The sequence below is a fragment of the Roseomonas sp. CCTCC AB2023176 genome (assembly GCF_042259275.1).
GTDB lineage: Bacteria > Pseudomonadota > Alphaproteobacteria > Acetobacterales > Acetobacteraceae > Roseomonas.
Window position 1 is genome coordinate 3633777 of sequence record NZ_CP170086.1, and the last position, 16866, is coordinate 3650642.

General features: G+C 72.6%; 11 protein-coding genes and 2 pseudogenes. All 13 read right to left on the minus strand.

What is annotated here, in order from left to right:
• Positions 1 to 101: 101 nt before the first annotated feature.
• Positions 102 to 1623 (minus strand): annotated as a pseudogene (ftsZ, locus tag ACE7GA_RS18235) (cell division protein FtsZ).
• A gap of 117 nt (positions 1624 to 1740) precedes the next feature.
• A complete protein-coding gene (gene ftsA, locus ACE7GA_RS18240) occupies positions 1741 to 3060 on the minus strand; it encodes a cell division protein FtsA (RefSeq protein ID WP_376089595.1) in 1320 nt (439 codons plus the stop codon).
• Positions 3057 to 3944 carry a cell division protein FtsQ/DivIB gene (locus ACE7GA_RS18245; protein WP_376089598.1) on the minus strand — a complete coding sequence of 296 codons (888 nt, stop codon included), beginning with the start codon at positions 3942 to 3944 and terminating at the stop codon, positions 3057 to 3059. Before ACE7GA_RS18245 ends, ftsA begins: the two co-directional genes overlap by 4 nt.
• Positions 3934 to 4893 (minus strand): D-alanine--D-alanine ligase, encoded by a 960-nt coding sequence (locus ACE7GA_RS18250; RefSeq protein WP_376089601.1) that lies wholly within the window; start codon positions 4891 to 4893, stop codon positions 3934 to 3936. The genes ACE7GA_RS18245 and ACE7GA_RS18250 overlap by 11 nt, the downstream gene beginning before the upstream one ends.
• Positions 4890 to 5812, minus strand: a pseudogene (gene murB, locus ACE7GA_RS18255) (UDP-N-acetylmuramate dehydrogenase). Before murB ends, ACE7GA_RS18250 begins: the two are co-directional and overlap by 4 nt.
• Positions 5809 to 7251, minus strand: coding sequence for a UDP-N-acetylmuramate--L-alanine ligase (murC, locus tag ACE7GA_RS18260; RefSeq protein WP_376089605.1), 1443 nt, complete (start codon positions 7249 to 7251; stop codon positions 5809 to 5811). The pseudogene murB and the gene murC overlap by 4 nt, the downstream one beginning before the upstream one ends.
• A 1-nt stretch (position 7252) precedes the next feature.
• Positions 7253 to 8377, minus strand: a complete 1125-nt coding sequence (gene murG, locus ACE7GA_RS18265; RefSeq protein WP_376089608.1) for an undecaprenyldiphospho-muramoylpentapeptide beta-N-acetylglucosaminyltransferase — start codon at positions 8375 to 8377, stop codon at positions 7253 to 7255.
• A gap of 52 nt (positions 8378 to 8429) precedes the next feature.
• On the minus strand, positions 8430 to 9572 hold the full coding sequence (locus ACE7GA_RS18270) for an FtsW/RodA/SpoVE family cell cycle protein (RefSeq protein WP_376100347.1): 1143 nt from the start codon (positions 9570 to 9572) through the stop codon (positions 8430 to 8432).
• Positions 9569 to 10918 (minus strand): UDP-N-acetylmuramoyl-L-alanine--D-glutamate ligase, encoded by a 1350-nt coding sequence (gene murD / locus ACE7GA_RS18275; protein WP_376089611.1) that lies wholly within the window; start codon positions 10916 to 10918, stop codon positions 9569 to 9571. The genes ACE7GA_RS18270 and murD overlap by 4 nt, the downstream gene beginning before the upstream one ends.
• Positions 10915 to 11997, minus strand: coding sequence for a phospho-N-acetylmuramoyl-pentapeptide-transferase (gene mraY, locus ACE7GA_RS18280; protein WP_376089614.1), 1083 nt, complete (start codon positions 11995 to 11997; stop codon positions 10915 to 10917). The genes murD and mraY overlap by 4 nt, the downstream gene beginning before the upstream one ends.
• On the minus strand, positions 11994 to 13367 hold the full coding sequence (gene murF / locus ACE7GA_RS18285; RefSeq protein WP_376089617.1) for a UDP-N-acetylmuramoyl-tripeptide--D-alanyl-D-alanine ligase: 1374 nt from the start codon (positions 13365 to 13367) through the stop codon (positions 11994 to 11996). Before murF ends, mraY begins: the two co-directional genes overlap by 4 nt.
• Entirely contained in the window at positions 13364 to 14821 is a 1458-nt protein-coding gene (locus ACE7GA_RS18290; RefSeq protein WP_376100349.1) for a UDP-N-acetylmuramoyl-L-alanyl-D-glutamate--2,6-diaminopimelate ligase, read from the minus strand. The genes murF and ACE7GA_RS18290 overlap by 4 nt, the downstream gene beginning before the upstream one ends.
• Complete coding sequence (locus tag ACE7GA_RS18295; protein ID WP_376089620.1) at positions 14822 to 16864, minus strand: peptidoglycan D,D-transpeptidase FtsI family protein; 2043 nt, start codon at positions 16862 to 16864, stop codon at positions 14822 to 14824.
• Between the last annotated feature and the right edge of the window lie 2 nt (positions 16865 to 16866).

The following is a 16866-nucleotide window of genomic DNA, read 5'->3' on the forward strand; positions in this document are numbered from 1 at the left end:
TCCAGATTTCACCATAAGTGATTGATATGGCTAGATTCTGGCACAAACAAAAAGCCCCGCCGGTTTCCCGGCGGGGCTTTGGCGCGAACGGGCGGGGCGGATCAGTTGCCCTGGCGGCGGAGGAAGGTCGGGATGTCGAGGCCCATCTGGTCCTCTCCGGCCTGGCGCGCGGGGGCGCGGGGCGTCTCGGCATGCGGCGCCGCGGCGGGCGCCTGCGGCTCCGCCGGGGCGCGGCGGATGCCGCTCTGCGCAATGCCCGTGGCGCGGGAGAAGAGGCTCTTCAGCCCGCCGGAGGAGGGCGGCGGGGCGGCGGGAGCGCGCATCGGGCCGGGGCCGGCCTGGAGCGGGGCAGGGGCCGGGGCGATCGGCGCGGCCTCGGCCATCGGGGCTTCCGGCGGCACGTCGGACACGGTGGCGGCCCGGCGCTGGACGAAGGGCACCCGGACCGGGCCGGCCTGCTGCGGGGCGGCGTGCGGCATGGCCGGCGCCGGGACCACGGGCGCGCCGGGCATGACGGGCGCGGGCATCGCGGGGCGCGCCGGCGCCATGCGGGGCGCACCGATCGGCCCGCCGAAGCCGCCGGGGACGACGTTGCCGCCGCCGACCGCGGCGACCTTGCGCGTCTCGACCGCGACCGCCTCGGAAACGGCTTCGCCGGCATCGATCCCCGTCGCGACGACGGAGACGCGGAGGCGGCCGTTCAGGCTCTCGTCGATCGAGGTGCCGACGATGATGTTCGCGTCCTCATCGACTTCGCGGCGGATGCGGTTCGCGGCCTCGTCCACCTCGAACAGCGTCATGTCGTAGCCGCCGGTGATGTTGATCAGCACGCCGCGGGCGCCGCGCATGGAGGTGTCCTCCAGCAGCGGGTTGCTGATCGCGGCCTCTGCGGCCTTCACGGCGCGGTCGTCGCCCTCGGCCTCGCCGGTGCCCATCATTGCCTTGCCCATCTCGGCCATGACAGTGCGGATGTCGGCGAAGTCGAGGTTCACGAGGCCGGGGTTGACCATCAGGTCGGTCACGCCGCGCACGCCCATGTAGAGAACGTCGTCGGCCATCTTGAAGGCCTCGGCGAAGGTCGTTCGCTCGTTGGCCTTGCGGAAGAGGTTCTGGTTCGGGACGATGATGAGCGTGTCGACGTGCTGCTGGAGTTCCTCCAGCCCCGCGTCGGCGGCGCGGCGACGCTTCGCGCCTTCGAAGTCGAAGGGACGGGTGACGACGCCGACGGTCAGAACGCCGCGCTCACGCGCCATGCGCGCGATGACCGGCGCGGCGCCGGTACGTGCCGCCGCCCATGCCGGCCGTGACGAAGACCATGTGCACGCCCTCGAGGTGACGGGCGAGGTCCTCGGTGGCCTCTTCCGCCGCGGCGCGGCCGATCTCCGGCTTCGCGCCGGCGCCGAGGCCCTGCGTCAGGTGCGGGCCGAGCTGCACGCGGCGTTCGGCGCGCGAGTTCTGCAGCTGCTGCGCATCGGTGTTCGCGACAAGGAACTCGACGCCGTCGAGACCCATCCCGATCATGTTGTTCACGGCATTGCAGCCGGCGCCGCCGACGCCGACGACGGTGATGCGCGGCGTGAAGTCGGTGTGCTGCTGACGCGGGATGGTAAGGTTCAGCGTCATGTCTTCAGTCCCCCTGATTCCGCCACGCGAGTCGCCCCGCGTGCTGTCCCGCGAATCGCGTCCCGAGCCCCCGCTCAAGCCCACGAATCGCCGGATCGCCCCTGCCGGTCTTATGCCTCACACACGGTCGCGAAGCCAATTCACCAAACGCATGAAAACGCCCTCACGCACGGCCCGCGCGCCGTAATCGAGGTCGAGCACGGGACGGCCATCGCCGGCGCCCCAGGCGAGGAGTCCGAGGGTCGTCGCGAAGGCGGGGGAATGGAAGGCTTCGGGAAGCCCGCGGACCGGATGCGGCCGCCCGAGCCTGACCTGGCGGCCGAGGATCCGCGCCGCGGTTTCCCGCGCACCCACGAGTTGGGACGCGCCGCCGGTCAGCACGACACGGGCGCCGACGTCGCGGCCGAGTCCGGCGGAGTCCAGCTTGTCGCGGAGGAGTTCGAAGGTCTCCTCCAGTCGCGGGCGAATGATGTGGGCAACCATGGCGCGGGGAATGCGGGCCAGGACTTCCTCATCCTCCCCGATCTGCGGGACGGGGATCGTTTCGCGTTCGTCATCGGCGGTGGCGAGGACGCCGCCATGCAAAGTCTTGATGCGTTCGGCGTGGCTGACGGACGTCGTCAGGCCGCGCGCCAGGTCGTTCGTGACCTGCCAGCCGCCGACAGGGATCTGCGCAGTGTGGAGAAGGTGACCTTCCTGCAGCACGGCGGCGGAGGTGACGCCGGCGCCCATGTCGACGACCGTCGCGCCGAGCTGCCGTTCGTCGTCCACGAGGGCGGCAAGGGCGGCGGCGTAGGGGGCTGCAACGAGTTCCTCGACCTCGAGGTCGGAGGCGTGGAGGGCGAGGCCGAGGTTGCGCAGCGACGGGGAGGCGCCGTCCACCATGTGGAGACGCGCGCCGAGGGTGTCGCAGATCATCCCGCGCGGGTCGTCCACGCCGGGCGTCGCGTCGATGGTGAAGCCGAGGGGGAGGGCGTGGACGGGCTCGCGCCCTTCTTCCGCCATGCGGCGGCGGCCTTCGGAGACGACGGCACGGAGGTCGGCTTCCGTCACGGCGCGGCCGCCGATGGTCCACTGCACGTTGTGGACGCGGGATTCCGGCTGGCCGCAGGAGAGGTTGCAGATGATGCCGGAGAGCTTCTGGTCCGCCATCTCCTCCGCACTTGCCACGGCGGCGCGGATGGAGCGCTCCGCCTCCTGCAGGTCGACGACGTTGCCGCCCTTCACGCCGCGGGCGCGGTGCCAGCCGAAGCCGAGGACGCGGGGCGTGCCGTCGTTCTCGATCCGCGCGACGAGGCAGACGACCTTGCTGCTGCCGATGTCCAGCACGCCGAAATTGCCGGACCGCGCGCGGGGCCGGCGGCCGGGTCCCAAACCAGAACCATGGGGTGGCGGCCCGCCCCCGTCGGTCGTCGAAACCCGCGAGATCGCGTTCATCCGTTCCTCCCCCGCACCTGGGTGGCCTGCTGGGCCGGCGCCGGGGTGGCGGGCGGCGGGTTGGGACGCAGCACGAGGCGGTCGGGCAGGCGCATGTCCACGACTTGCAAGGGACGGTCCAACAGCGCCTGGCGGGCCTGGAGATCCTTGAGGCGCGTGATGGCCGCGGCCTCGTGCCCCTCCGGCAGCATGACGTTCGTCCCGGAATGCAGGCGGAGGTCCCACCGGCGGTCGCCGACGCGGACGAGGGCCTGGGTGCGCACCAGCACGTCCGGCGCGTCGCGCAGCAGGTCGTAGAGGGTGCCGGCGCCGCGCTCCGCCCCAGGGCCGACGATGAGGGGGAGGGGGCCGAAGGCGTCGAGGCGGTCGGAGGCGACGGTCCGGCCGTCCCGGTCCACGATGACGAAGCGGCCGCCATTCTGCCAGATGGCGAAGGGCGCGCGTTCCCGGACGCGGACGAGGACGGTGCCGTTCAGGCGGCGCTCGACGTGCGCGTCCTCGATCCAGGCGATCTGGCGGACACGGTCCCGCGCGGCTTCCGGGGCGAAGGCGAGGACGGGATCCCCGGTGCGGACAGCAAGCGCTTCCCGCAGCAGGGCGGGGGGCGTGTTGCGCGCGCCTTCGATAACGATGTCGGTGACGGTCATGCCGCCGAAGCGCGCACCGAGAGCGCCGGTCGCGCGCTCGGTCAGGCTCGCGAGGCGGCCGGCGGGGTCGAGCGCCATGACGCCCGCCGCGCCGACGCCGAGGAGCAGGAGGACGGCGGTGATGCGCAGCGCCGGGCGCAGCAGCGGCTTCTTGCGGCGCAGCCAGAGCCGGAGCGCGCTGGGGCGCTTCGGGTCCTGCTCGACCGTCTTGCGGGTGGCGCGGAGCTCACGCGGCATCGCGGACCCCTAGGGACGTGCCACCGGTTTCCGCGCCGTCATGCGCGGCTTCGCGCACCATCCAGGAGCAGAGTTCGGGGAAGGAGATGCCGCGGAAGGCGGCCTGTTCCGGGACGAGGGAGGTGGGCGTCATGCCGGGCTGGGTGTTCACTTCCAGCAGCACGAGGCCCTCCGTGCCCGGGCGGGAGTCATCCCAGCGGAAGTCGCTGCGGGTGACGCCGCGGCAGCCCAGCGCGCGATGGGCGCGGAGGGCGCAGTCCATGGCGTGGCGGCGAAGTTCGGCGGGGATGGGCGCCGGGAGGACGTGGCGGGAACCGCCTTCCGCATACTTCGCGTCGTAGTCGTAGAAGCCGCGGCCCGTCGTGATCTCCGTGACCTCGAGCGGCGTGTCGCCGCGGACGGCGACGGTGAGCTCGCGTCCGGGAATGAAGGGTTCGGCGATGATCTCGCCCCAGCGCCAGGACGCGGCGATGGCGGCGCGGCGGTTGTCGCCTTCCCGCAGGATGAAGACGCCGACGGACGAGCCCTCCCGCACCGGCTTCACGACGTAGGGGAGCGGCAGCGGGTCGGCCTGCGCCAGGTCGGCGGCGTCGAGGATGCGGTGCGGGACGACAGGGAGGCCGGCCGCGGCGAAGGCGGCCTTGGCGGCGGCCTTGTCCATCGCGAGCGCCGAGGCGCGTAGGCCGGAGTGCGTATAGGCAATGCCCATCCAGTCGAGGATGCCCTGGATACATCCATCCTCGCCGAAGCGGCCGTGCAGGGCGTTGAAGACCACGTCGGGGCGGGAGGCCGCGATCTGCTGCACCAGCGAGGGCAGGTCGGGGCCGGGATCCAGGACGGTGACGTCGAACCCGGCCTCGCGCAGGGCGCGGACGCAGCCTTCGCCGGAGGACAGCGAGACCTCGCGCTCGGTGGAGCGACCGCCGCAGAGGAGGGTCACGCGAATCATGGCCGGCGGTCTCCGATGCGGCGGATTTCCCAATGCAGCGGGACGCCGGAATGCGCCAGCACCTTCGTGCGGACTTCCTCGCCGAGGTCTTCGAGGTCGGCGGCGGTGGCTTCGCCGGTGTTGAGGAGGAAGTTGCAGTGCTTCTCGCTGACCTGGGCGCCGCCGCGGGTCAGGCCGCGGCAGCCCGCGGCGTCGATCAGGCGCCAGGCCTTGTCGCCCCCCGATCCGGTATTCGGGTTGGCGAAGGTGCTGCCGCCGGTGCGGGAGCGGACGGGCTGCGTTGCTTCGCGCGCCGCGCGGATCTCGGCCATGCGGCCGACGATATCGCCGATGGGGCCAGGGCGGGCGCGCAGGCGGGCGCGGACGACGATGCCGCCGGGGGCAGGGAGGCGTGGCGGTAGGCCATGCGGAGGCCGTCGGCGGTGACGCGCAGCAGGCCATCCGCGGTCGCGATCTCCGCCCAGTCCAGGACGTCCTTCGTTTCCGTGCCATAGGCGCCGGCGTTCATGGCGACGGCGCCGCCGATCGTGCCGGGGATGCCGCTGAGGAACTCCAGGCCGGCGAGGCTGGCGGAGGCGGCGCGTTCGGCGACGGTGATGTCCAACGCGCCGGCGCCGGCGACGACGCCGTCCCCGTCCGCGACGACGTCGGTGAAGCCGCGGGCGAGGCGGACCACGATGCCGCGCACCCCACCGTCGCGGATGATGAGGTTGGAGGCAGCGCCGATCACCGTGATGGGTGCGTTGGCCTTGCGGAGCAGGCGCAGCAGGTCGTCCAGGTCCGCGGGCTTGACCAGCCAATCGGCGGGGCCGCCGACGCGGAACCAGGTCTGCGGGCCGAGTTCCGCGTCGCGGGCGACGCGGCCCTTCAGGCCGGGCAGGGGTGCTGCGCCCCGTTCAACCAACGTCGTCGCCGTCATGAGACGGCGCGGATGCGGCGGGAGCCGGTCATGGCCTGGAGGGAGGACAACTGCTCCGGCAGGGCATGGGCCCAGGTGGTGATGCTACCGGCGCCGAGACAGACGACGTAGTCGCCGGCCTTGGCGATGGCGTTGACCATCTCCGCCAGGTTCTCGGGGCCGGGGAGGGGGACGACGGATCGGTGGCCGTGGGCGCGCAGGCCCTCGACCAGCGCATCCTGGTCCACGCCCTCGATCGGCTGTTCGCCCGCGGCGTAGACGTCGGCGACGATCACCGTGCCCGCGTCGTTCATGCAGGTGCAGAATTCCTCGAACAGGGCCTGCAGGCGGGAATAGCGATGGGGCTGGACGACGGCGACGACGTCGCGCGCGCCGGCCTGGCGGGCCGCCTTGAGGACGGCGGCGATCTCGACGGGGTGGTGGCCGTAATCGTCGATGACGGTGATGCCGCCGGATTCGCCGACGCGGGTGAAGCGGCGCTTCACGCCCTTGAAGTTGGTCAGGGCGGTGCGGATCGTGTCTTCCGGCACGTCCATCTCCACCGCGATGGCGACGGCGGCGAGGGCGTTGAGGACGTTGTGTTGGCCGAGCATCGGCAGGCGGAAGGGCTTCATGCGTCGCGTGCGCTTCGTCACGCGGTCCTGCACGACGACTTCGAAGGTCGCCCCCATGCGGTCGGTGATGACGCGTTCGGCGCGGACATCGGCCTGGGGGGAGAAGCCGTAGGTGATGAGCTTGCGGTCGGAGAGGCGGGGGATCATCGCCTGCACCTCCGGGTGGTCGGCGCAGAGGACGGCGAAGCCGTAGAACGGGATGTTGCCGACGAAGTCCATGAAGCCCTGCTTCATGGCTTCCGCCGTGCCCCAATGGTCCAGGTGTTCCGGGTCCATGTTGGTAACGACGGCGACCACGGCTGGAAGCTTGAGGAAGGAGCCGTCGGATTCGTCGGCCTCGACGACCATCCATTCGCCGGCGCCGAGGCGGGTGTTGGTGCCGTAGGCGTTGACGATGCCGCCGTTGATGACGGTCGGGTCCAGCTTCGCCGCTTCCAGGACGGCGGCGACGAGGGACGTCGTGGTGGTCTTGCCGTGGGTGCCGCCGACGGCGATGGACCACCTCAGGCGCATGAGCTCGGCCAGCATCTCCGCGCGGCGGACGACGGGGAGGAAGCGGGCGCGGGCGGCCGCCACTTCGGGGTTGTCGCGCTTCACGGCGGTGGAGGTCACGACGACCTGGGCGGCGCCGAGGTTTTCCTCGGCGTGGCCGATGTGGACGGTGATGCCGGCGTTGCGGAGGCGGGTGACGTTGTAGCCCTCCGCGATGTCGGAGCCCTGCACGGCGTAGCCGAGGTTGTGCAGGACCTCCGCGATGCCGGACATGCCGATGCCGCCAATCCCCACGAAGTGGATCGGGCCGATGTTGAGGGGCAGGGCGCGCATGTCAGGCGGGTTCCGTGCGGAGGCGTTCGCGGGCGAGTTGCAGGACGCGGTCAGCAAGCCGTTCGGCCGCCTCGGGGCGGGCGAGGGATGCCGCGGCGCGGGCTGCTTCGTCCAGGGATTCAGGGTGGGTCATGCGCGCGCGGATCGCCTTGGCGAGGGGTTCCGGCGCGAAGAAGGGCTGCGCGATGACCTCGGCGGCGCCGGCCTTCGCGAGGGAGGCGGCGTTGGCGCTCTGGTGGTCGTCGATGGCGTGGGGGAGGGGGACGAGGATCGATGGGCGGCCGGCACAGGCGATCTCGGCGACCGTGGAGGCGCCGGCGCGGGCGATGACGAGGTGGGCGGCGGCGTAGCGGGAAGCGATGTCGGTGAAGAAGGCGGAGAGGTCGGCGGTGACGCCGGCGGCGGCGTAGGCGGCGCCGGAGCGGTCCAGGTCCTCGGTGCGGCACTGCTGCACGACCTCGATCCTCGACCGCAGTTCGGGCGGTAGGAGGGCGACGGCGGCGGGGACGACGTCCGACAGGATCCGGGCGCCGAGGGAGCCGCCGAGGACGAGGAGGCGGAAGCGATCGGTCGGCGGCGCGTAGCCCCGGCCGTGCAGGGCTGCGATGGCGGGACGGATGGGGTTGCCCAGCACTTCGGCGCGGGCGCCGGCGGGGACGCTCGACGTGCCCTCGAAGCACAGCGCCATCAGGTCGGCGCCGCGGGCCAGCGTACGATTGGCGCGGCCGAGGACGGCGTTCTGTTCGTGCAGGATGACGGCGGGGCGGTGCGAGAGGAGCCGGGCGGCGAGGACGGGGGGCACGGAGGGGTAACCGCCGAAGCCGACCACGGCCGCGGCGCGGAGGCGGCGCAGCAGGCCGCGGGCCTCGGCCGTGCCGGCGGCCAGCGCCAGCGCGCCCTTCGCGGCGCCGAGCGCGCCGTGGCCGGCCAGGCCGGAGCCGCGGAGGACGAATCGTTCCGTGTTCGCGAAGACGGGGGAGGCGTAGGCGGCGGACCGGGCGTCCGTCATCAACGCGACGCGCTCGCCCCTCGCGAGCAGCGCGGCGGCGAGCGCTTCGGCTGGGAAGAGGTGGCCGCCGGTCCCGCCGGCGGCGATGATGATGGGGCGGACGAAGGGGCCTCTCACCGCTCCCTCCGATCGTCGGACGGCGAAGCCGGAAGGCGTGGATCGAAGGGCGTCATGATCCCTCCTCGGGCCGACCAAGCATGCGCTTGCGCGTGAGGGCCAGGAGGAAGCCCATGCCGATCGCGATCGCGATGACGGAGGAGCCGCCGTAGGAGACGAAGGGCAGCGTCATGCCCTTCGTCGGGATCAGGTGCAGGGACGACGCCATGTTGACGAAGGCCTGGAGGCCGAACTGCGTCAGCAAGCCGGTCGCCGCGAGGATGACGAAGAGGTCGGCCTCGCCGAGCAGGCGGACGAGGCCGCGGAGCACGACGAAGGCGAAGAGGCCAAGGACGAGGAGGCAGATGATGAGGCCGAACTCCTCGCCGAGCACGGCGAAGACGAAGTCGGCATGGGCGTCCGGCAGGACGTTCTTGACCCGGCCCTCGCCGGGACCGACGCCCATCAGGCCACCGGCGCCGAACGCCTCGAGCGCCACGTCCACCTGGTAGTTGTCACCGACGCCGGGGTTTAGGAAGCGGGCGACGCGCGATTGGACGTGGGGGAACATGAAGTACGCGAGCACGGCGACGCCCGCTGCGGCCGCGCCGATGATGCTCACGATCACCACGTTGATGCCGGAGACGAAGATGATCGCGAGGAAGGTCGCGGTGATGACCATGAGCATGCCGATGTCCGGCTGCTGCTTCAGGAGCACCGCGATCATGCCATAGAGGCCGAGGGCAAGGACCCAGCCGATCCAACCGCGGCGCTCTGCGGTCTTGGCTTCGGCGATCATCCAGGCCGCGACGACGGCGAAGCAGGGCTTCAGGAACTCGGAGGGCTGGAGGGAGCCGAGCAGGGGCAGGTTCAGCCAGCGGCGGGCGCCCTTGATCTCCGGCCCGATGACGAGGGTCGCGGCGGTGAGGGCAAGGGCGCCGGCGCAGCCGAGGAGTGCCAGGCGCCGCACGCCCTTCGGCGAGAAGAGGGAGACGGTGATGATCACGAAGACCGCGGCGAGCAGGTAGAAGACCTGGCGGAAGAAGAAGACGTTGCGCGACGCCGCGCCGATGCGCTCCGCGACCGCCGGGGCTGCGGCGAGCACCATGACGTAGCCGAAGCCGACGAGCGCGAAGAGGGCCGCGAGGGTCCAGCGGTCCACGGACCACCACCAGCGGCCGAGGACGGAGGTATCGGCACGGGAGAGGGCCATCAGGCGGCTTCCGCAGTCTGGTGCAGGTGGTGGACGAGGCTGCGGAATGCCTCGCCGCGCGCCTCGAAGCCGCTGAACTGGTCGAAGGAGGCGCAGGCAGGCGAGAGCAGCACGACGGCCGCACCGGTCGCGCGCGCGGCGGGGAGCGAGGCGGCGACGGCGCCGTCCAGCGTACCGACGACCTCGTGCGGCGTGCCGTGGGCGGCGAGGGTCGCGGCGAAGGCGGGCGCGGCCTCCCCGATCAGCAGGGCGCGGGCGATCCGGGGGAAGAGCGGGGCGAGCGGGGCGATACCGCCGGCCTTGGGGACGCCGCCGGCGATCCAGACGAAGCGGTCGTGGCAGGCCATCGCGACGGCGGCGGAATCCGCGTTCGTCGCCTTGCTGTCGTTCAGGAAGGTCACGCCGCCGATGGTGGCGACGCGCTCCTGGCGGTGCGGCAGGCCGGGATAGGTGCGGATGGCCCCGGCGATCGTCGCGCGCGGGACGTCCAGGGCGAGGGCGAGAGCCGCCGCCGCCGCGGCGTTCTGGGCGTTGTGCGCCCCGGGAAGGGCGGGCGCGTCGCGCAGGTCGGCGATGGGACCGCCGTCGTCGCGGAGGAGGGTACCTTCGGCCCAAACGCCGCCTGGCTGCGGGTTGGTGCCGGAGATCGGAATGACGCGACCGCGATGGGCAGCCCCGACGCCGCGCGACCGGTCGTCGTCCATCCCGATCACGGCCACGGCGTCGCGCAGAATGGTCGCCTTCGCGGCGGCGTAGCCGGCCATGTCGCCGTGGCGGTCCAGATGGTCCGGGGAGAGATTCAGGAAAGCGGCGAGATCGAAGCGGGTGCGGTCCAGCCGCTCGGCGGAGTAGGAGGATATCTCCAGCACGTAGGTGCCGCCGTCCGGCAGCACGGGCATGGCCATGGCGGGCGGGCCGAGGTTGGCGCCGGTGGCGACGGTGCGGCCGGCAGTCCGCAGGATGTGGTCCAGCAGCGCCGTCGTCGTGGACTTGCCGTTCGTACCGGTGATGCCCACGAAGCGCGCCTTCGAGCCGAGGGCGCGGACGCCGCGCCAGAGTAACTCGACATCGGCCAGGATCGGCGCCCCGATCTCGGCGGCGCGGAGGGCGATGGCGTGCGCCTTCGGACCGCGATGCGGGATGCCGGGGGAGATCAGGAGGGCGTCAAAGTCGCGGGGTACCGCGACCGTCAGGCCGGCGCCGGATGCGGCGTCGCGCGCGGCCGCGCCGTCGTCCCAGGCGGTGACGTGTGCGCCCCATTCGGCCAGGCGCGTCGCGGCGGGCAGCCCGGCGCGGCCGAGCCCCAGCACGGCGATCCGCTGTCCGGCGAAGGGGCGCGGGGCGCTCATCGGATCTTCAGCGTGGACAGGCCGACAAGGCCGAGGATCATCGAAATGATCCAGAAGCGGATGACGATGGTCGGCTCCGGCCAGCCCTTCTTCTCGAAGTGATGGTGCAGCGGGGCCATGAGGAAGACGCGGCGGCCCGTGCGCTTGAACCAGAAGACCTGGATGATGACGGAGAGCGTCTCGACCACGAAGACCCCGCCGACGATGGCCAGCACGACCTCGTGCTTCGTCGCGACGGCGACAGCACCGAGGGCGCCGCCGAGGGCCAGCGACCCGGTGTCGCCCATGAAGACGGCGGCCGGCGGGGCGTTGAACCAGAGGAAGCCGAGGCCGGCGCCGATGAGGGCGGAGCAGAAGACCGCGAGCTCACCCGTGCCAGGTACGAAGTGGAGCTGCAGGTAATCCGCGAAGACGCGGTTGCCGACGAGGTAGGCGATGAGGGCGAAGACGCCGCCGGTGATCATCACGGGCACGATGGCAAGGCCGTCGAGGCCGTCCGTCAGGTTCACGGCGTTGGAGGCGCCGACCATCACGAACATGCTGAGCACAGGGAAGAACCAACCGAAGGGGATCAGGACTTCCTTGAAGACGGGCACGGCCAGGCTGTCCTGCAGGCTGACGGGCATGAGGAGAGTGATGCCGATGCCGGCGACGAGGCCGAGCGCCGCCTGGATCAGGAGCTTGCTGCGCGCGGACACGCCCTTCGTGTTCTTCTTCGTCAGCTTCAGCCAGTCGTCGAGATAGCCGAGCACGCCGAAACCCAGCGTGACGAGGAGGACGAACCAGATCATCCCGTTGCGCAGGTCCACCCAGAGCAGCGTCGAGGCGGTAAGGGACGCGAGGATGAGCACGCCGCCCATCGTCGGCGTGCCCTTCTTCGCGAGGTGCCCTTGCGGGCCGTCGGCGCGGATCGGCTGGCCTTCGGGCTGCACCGACTTCAGCCAACGGATGAAGGCCGGCCCGAAGAACATCGAGAGCAGCAGCGCGGTGAGGCACGCGGCGCCGGCGCGGAAGGTGAGATAGCGGAACAGGTTGAACAGCGGGAAATCGCTGATACCGGCGAGCAGGGCGGGGATCATGCGGCGGCCCCTTGCACCGTCTGCAGCGCTCGCACAACCGCCGACATGCGCGACCCCAGCGACCCTTTCACGAGGATAACGTCACCCGGCTGTAGCGCCTCGGCCACGATCGGGGCGAGCGCGGCACTGTCCGGGGCGTGCGTTCCCCGCTTGTTCGGCGGCAGCGCGTCGTGCAGGCGGCGCATCTCGGGGCCGCAGCTGAAGATCAGGTCGGCAGCGGCGGCCGCGTCTGGCGCGAGGCCGGCATGCATCACCGGCGCGTCCTCGCCGAGTTCGAGCATGTCGCCGAGGACGGCGATGCGGCGGCGCGCGGGCTGGGCGGCGAGGACGGCGAGCGCCGCGCGGATGGAGGCAGTGTTGGCGTTGTAGGATTCGTCGAGGAGCAGCGCCTCGCCGCCCGGGAGCGGGAGGACGACGCGGGCGCCGCGGCCGGCGAGGGCGGAGAAGGCGGCGAGGCCCGCGGCGAAGCGGGCCGGGTCGGCGCCAAGCGCGCCAGCCGCGACGATCGCAGCGAGCGCGTTGAGGCCCATGTGGCGGCCGGGCACGGGAAGCGTGACGTGGAGATCGGCACCGAAGATCAGGGCGCGGAAGGATTGCGTGTCGGCGCCGCCCGTCCACTCCGTCAGGCGGGCGTCGGCATCGACGGATTCACCGAAGGTCAGCAGGCGCGCGCCGGCGGCTTCGGCGCGGCGGCGGAGCAGCGGCGACCATTCGTTGTCGGCGGGGAAGACCGCCGTGCCATCGGGGGCGAGGCCGGCGAGGATGTCGGCCTTCTCCTCCGCGATCGCCTCCATCGAGCCGAGGCGGCCGAGATGCGCGGGGGCGATGGTCGTGATCATCACGACGTCGGGGTGGGCGAGGCGGGAGAGCGGCGCGATCTCGCCACGCGTGTTCATGCCGATCTCGATGACGGCGAAGGCGGCATCGGCGGGCATGCGTGCCAGGGTGACGGGGACGCCCCAATGGTTGTTGAAGCTCGCGACGGAGGCGTGGGTGGGGCCGCAGGCCGTGAGGCCGGCGGCCAGCATTTCCTTCGTGCTGGTCTTGCCGACGGAACCGGTGACGGCGACGACGCGGGCCCCGGCGCGGGCGCGTCCGGCGGCGCCGAGGTCGGTCAGGCCTTGCAGCGTGTCGGTCACGCGCAGGGTCGGGCCGCCTGCGACATTGCGGTCCACCAGGGCGCAGGCGGCGCCGGCCGCGAAGGCGGCGAGGACGAAGTCGTGCCCATCCCGCGCGTCGCGGAGCGCGACGAACAGGTCGCCCGGGCGCAGGCTGCGCGTGTCGATGGAAATGCCGGTCACGGCCACCCCGTCCGGCACCGTCCCGCCCGTCGCCGCGCGGAGCGCGTCGCTGTCCCAGAGCGGCATCACGCGAGGCCGGCCAGGCGGCGGACGACCGCAGCGTCGTCGAAGGGCGTGGTGACGCCGCGGACGGTCTGGCCGCTCTCGTGGCCCTTGCCGGCGAGGGCGAGGACGTCGCCGGGCGCGAGGGCGGCCATGGCGGCGGCGATGGCGGCCTCGCGGTCGCCGATCTCGGACGCGCGGGGGCAGGCCGCCGCCATGCCGGCCATGATCGCGGCGCGGATGGTGGCGGGGTCCTCGGAGCGCGGGTTGTCGTCGGTCACGGTGCAGACGTCGGCGAGGCGGGCGCAGGCGGCGCCCATCAGCGGGCGCTTGCCGGGATCGCGGTCGCCGCCGGCGCCGAAGACGACGTGAAGGCGGCGGGCGTGCGGGCGCAGCGCGGTCAGCAGGCGTTCCAGCGCGTCCGGCGTGTGGGCGTAGTCCACGTAGACCGCGGCACCATTCGGCAGACGTGCGGCCAGTTCCATGCGGCCGCGGACACCGACGAGGCCGGGGAGAGTTTCGAGCGCACGGCCGACGGACGTGCCGGTGACGACGGCCAGCGCCAATGCGAGCAGGACGTTGTCGGCCTGGTATCGGCCGACGAGGGGGAGCGTGACGGAGGCGCGCGTGCCGAACGCGTCGAGTTCCAGCGCCTGGCCTTCCGGCAACGGGGCGTGGGAGAGTAGGCGGATCTCGCCGCCCGCCACCCCGACCGTCGTCAGGCGGATGTTGCGGCGGGCGGCGACGCCCCTCAGCGCATCCAGCGTCTCGCCGTCCATGTCTGCGTTCGCGACGCCGGGCCTGCCGGGCGCGAGGAGCGTGTCGAAGAGGCGCAGTTTCGCGGCGCGATAGGCGGCCATGCCGCCGTGATAGTCCAGGTGGTCACGCGTGAGGTTGGAGAAGCCAGCCGCGGCGAGGCGCACCCCGTCGAGGCGGCGCTGGTCGAGGCCGTGGGAGGAGGCCTCCATCGCCGCGTGGGTCACGCCGCCCTTGGCGAGCGCGGCCAGGGTGGCGTGGAGCGAGACGGGGTCGGGCGTCGTCAGCGTCTCGCCGACGGGAAAGCCCTCGGCGACGAGGCCGAGCGTGCCGAGGGAGGCGGCGCGGGCACCGGTTCCGCCCCAGATCTGGCGCAGGAAGTCGGCGGTGCTCGTCTTGCCGTTCGTGCCGGTGATCGCGACGACGCGCTCGGGCTGCAGGCCGTGGAAGGCGGCGGCCATCAGGGCAAGCGCGCGGCGCGGGTCGGCGGCGGTGATGAGCGGCCGCGGCGGGACGCCGGGCGGCCATTCCGTGCCCTCGGGCGCGAGGATCGCGGCAGCGCCGCGCTGCACCGCTTCGGCGATGAAGTCGCGCCCATCGCGGCGCGCGCCGGGGAGGGCGGCGAAGAGCACGCCGGGCCCGACGGCGCGGCTGTCCGCGGTCAGGCCCGCGATGTCGGCGGGCGTGACGGGGGAGGGAAGGGGGCCGCCATCCGTGCCAGCAATTCATCGAGACGCAAGGGGCGGAGCCGCACGGGACGGTTCCGCGGCCTGGGCGGAGGAGGTCAGGCCCACGCGGATCGCCTCGATCGCGCGTGACTGCAGGAGGGAGGGCGCCGCTTCCGTCGTGCGCAGCGGGTTCTGCGGGACGGCGGGGGTGGGCTGCGGCGCGGCGGCCGGCGCAGGCTGGCGCAAGGCGGGCGCCGGGCCTGCGGCCGGCGCGGTCGTGCCGGCCCGCGCCGCCGCCGTGCCGGTGCCCGGGCGGGCGGGGGCCACGGGCGGACGGGCGCCGGGGAGGGAGACGGCCTGGAGGATCTGCGGCGACTGCGGGTCCTCGGGGATCAGGCCGAGCACCGGCGCGATGCGGGAGATGACGGTGCCGGCGGCGGGCGCCGCGACCCACCCCGCGGTCGCGAAGCCGTGGGAGCGGGCGTTGGGGTTCGGCTCGTCCACCATGACGTAGACGGCGTAGCGCGGCGCGTTCATCGGGAAGGCGCCGACGAAGGCGGCGATGCGCTTGTTCGGCAGGTAGCCGCCGCGCGGCCCCGTCTTCTGCGCCGTGCCCGTCTTGCCGCCGACGAAATATCCCGCGACGTCCGCGCCCTTGCCGGAGCCGTCCGTGACGACGGCGCGCATCAGGCGGCGCATCAGTTCGGAGTTGCGCTCGGAGATGACGCGCGTGCCCTCCCGCGTTTCCCCGGGCGGCACGGCGAGGAGCGTGGGCTGTCGCAGCGTGCCGCCGTTCACGAGGGCGGAGACGCCCGTGACGACGTGCAGCGGGGTGACGGAGATGCCGTGGCCGAAGGCGATCGTCAGCATGTTGATCTCGCGCCACCCGGAGGCCGGCGGCACGATGGGCACGGCGGCCTCGGTCAGCTCGATCCCCTGGCGCTGGAGCATGCCCATGCGCAGCATGAACTCGCGCTGCCGCTGCGGGCCGAAGCCCTGGGCCATGTGGGCGGCTGCGATGTTGGAGGAATGGATCAGCATCTCCGGGAAGGAGAGGACGCGGTTCTTCCCGCGGTAGTCGGAGATGGTGAAGCGCCCGTACCGGATCGGCGCGGAGGCGTTGTAGGACGACCCGAGATTACCCGTGCCGTATTCCAGCGCGGCGGCGGCGGTGAAGAGCTTGAAGGTAGACCCGGGCTCGTACACGCCGACGGTGACGCGGTTGAAGCGCTGGTCGGCCGTGGCGGCGGTGATGTCGGACGAGTCGTAGTCCGGTAGCGACACCATGGCGATGACCTCGCCGGTGTTGACGTCCATCACGACGCCGGCGCCGCCGATGCCTGTGTAGTCCTCGATCGCGCGCATCACCGCGTCGCGCAGCGCCAGCTGGACGCGGATGTCGATGGAGGTGCGCAGCGCGACGTTGGGGCGGGCCCGCAGCCGCTCGTCGTGGTAGCGCTCGAGGCCCGAGACGCCGCCGCCATCCACGTCGGCGTTGCCGAGGACGTGCACGGCCGCGCGGCCTTGCGGGTAGTAGCGGCGCTCGCCGTCCTCGAAGTGCAGGCCGGCGACGCCGAGGTTGTTCACGGCCTGCTGCTCGCGCGGCGTCAGGGCGCGGGCGATGTAGGTGAACTGCCGGTCGCCGGAGAGGCGCTCGATCAGGCGGTCGCGGTTCAGTTGCGGCAGGACGCGGACGAGGCGGTCGGCGACGGCGGCCGGATTCTCGATCTGGCGGGGATTCGCGTAGAGCGCGGTCACGGGGAGGGAGACGGCAAGCATCTCCCCGTTCCGGTCGATGATGGGCGCGCGCTGCGACACGTGCTCGTTCACGACGATCGGCCCGGGGGAGCGCGCGGCGATGCGGCGCGGCTCGCGCGGGTCTATCAGCGTCGCATGCGTCAGCTTCAGCCCGACGGCGCCGAACAGCGCGGTGAAGCCGAGGGCGGCGAAGAGCAGCCGCCCGCGGCTCCTCTCCAGCACCGCGCGCCGGTTGCGGTCGGGGGCGGCGCTGCGGACGAGGGCGCGCGAACGCGATTCGGCCGGGCCGTCGTAGGAGGACGGGCCAGCCGGCGCGTCGTGCGGGTCGGGCGCGATCGGCAAGG

Bases quoted from the DNA above. Each gene is read 5' to 3' on its own strand.
- murC (WP_376089605.1), bottom strand. From the start codon at position 7,251: ATGCGCGCCCTGCCCCTCAACATCGGCCCGATCCACTTCGTGGGGATT.
- mraY (WP_376089614.1), bottom strand. From the start codon at position 11,997: ATGATCCCCGCCCTGCTCGCCGGTATCAGCGATTTCCCGCTGTTCAAC.
- murD (WP_376089611.1), bottom strand. From the start codon at position 10,918: ATGAGCGCCCCGCGCCCCTTCGCCGGACAGCGGATCGCCGTGCTGGGG.
- ftsA (WP_376089595.1), bottom strand. From the start codon at position 3,060: ATGAACGCGATCTCGCGGGTTTCGACGACCGACGGGGGCGGGCCGCCA.
- ACE7GA_RS18245 (WP_376089598.1), bottom strand. From the start codon at position 3,944: ATGCCGCGTGAGCTCCGCGCCACCCGCAAGACGGTCGAGCAGGACCCG.
- ACE7GA_RS18250 (WP_376089601.1), bottom strand. From the start codon at position 4,893: ATGATTCGCGTGACCCTCCTCTGCGGCGGTCGCTCCACCGAGCGCGAG.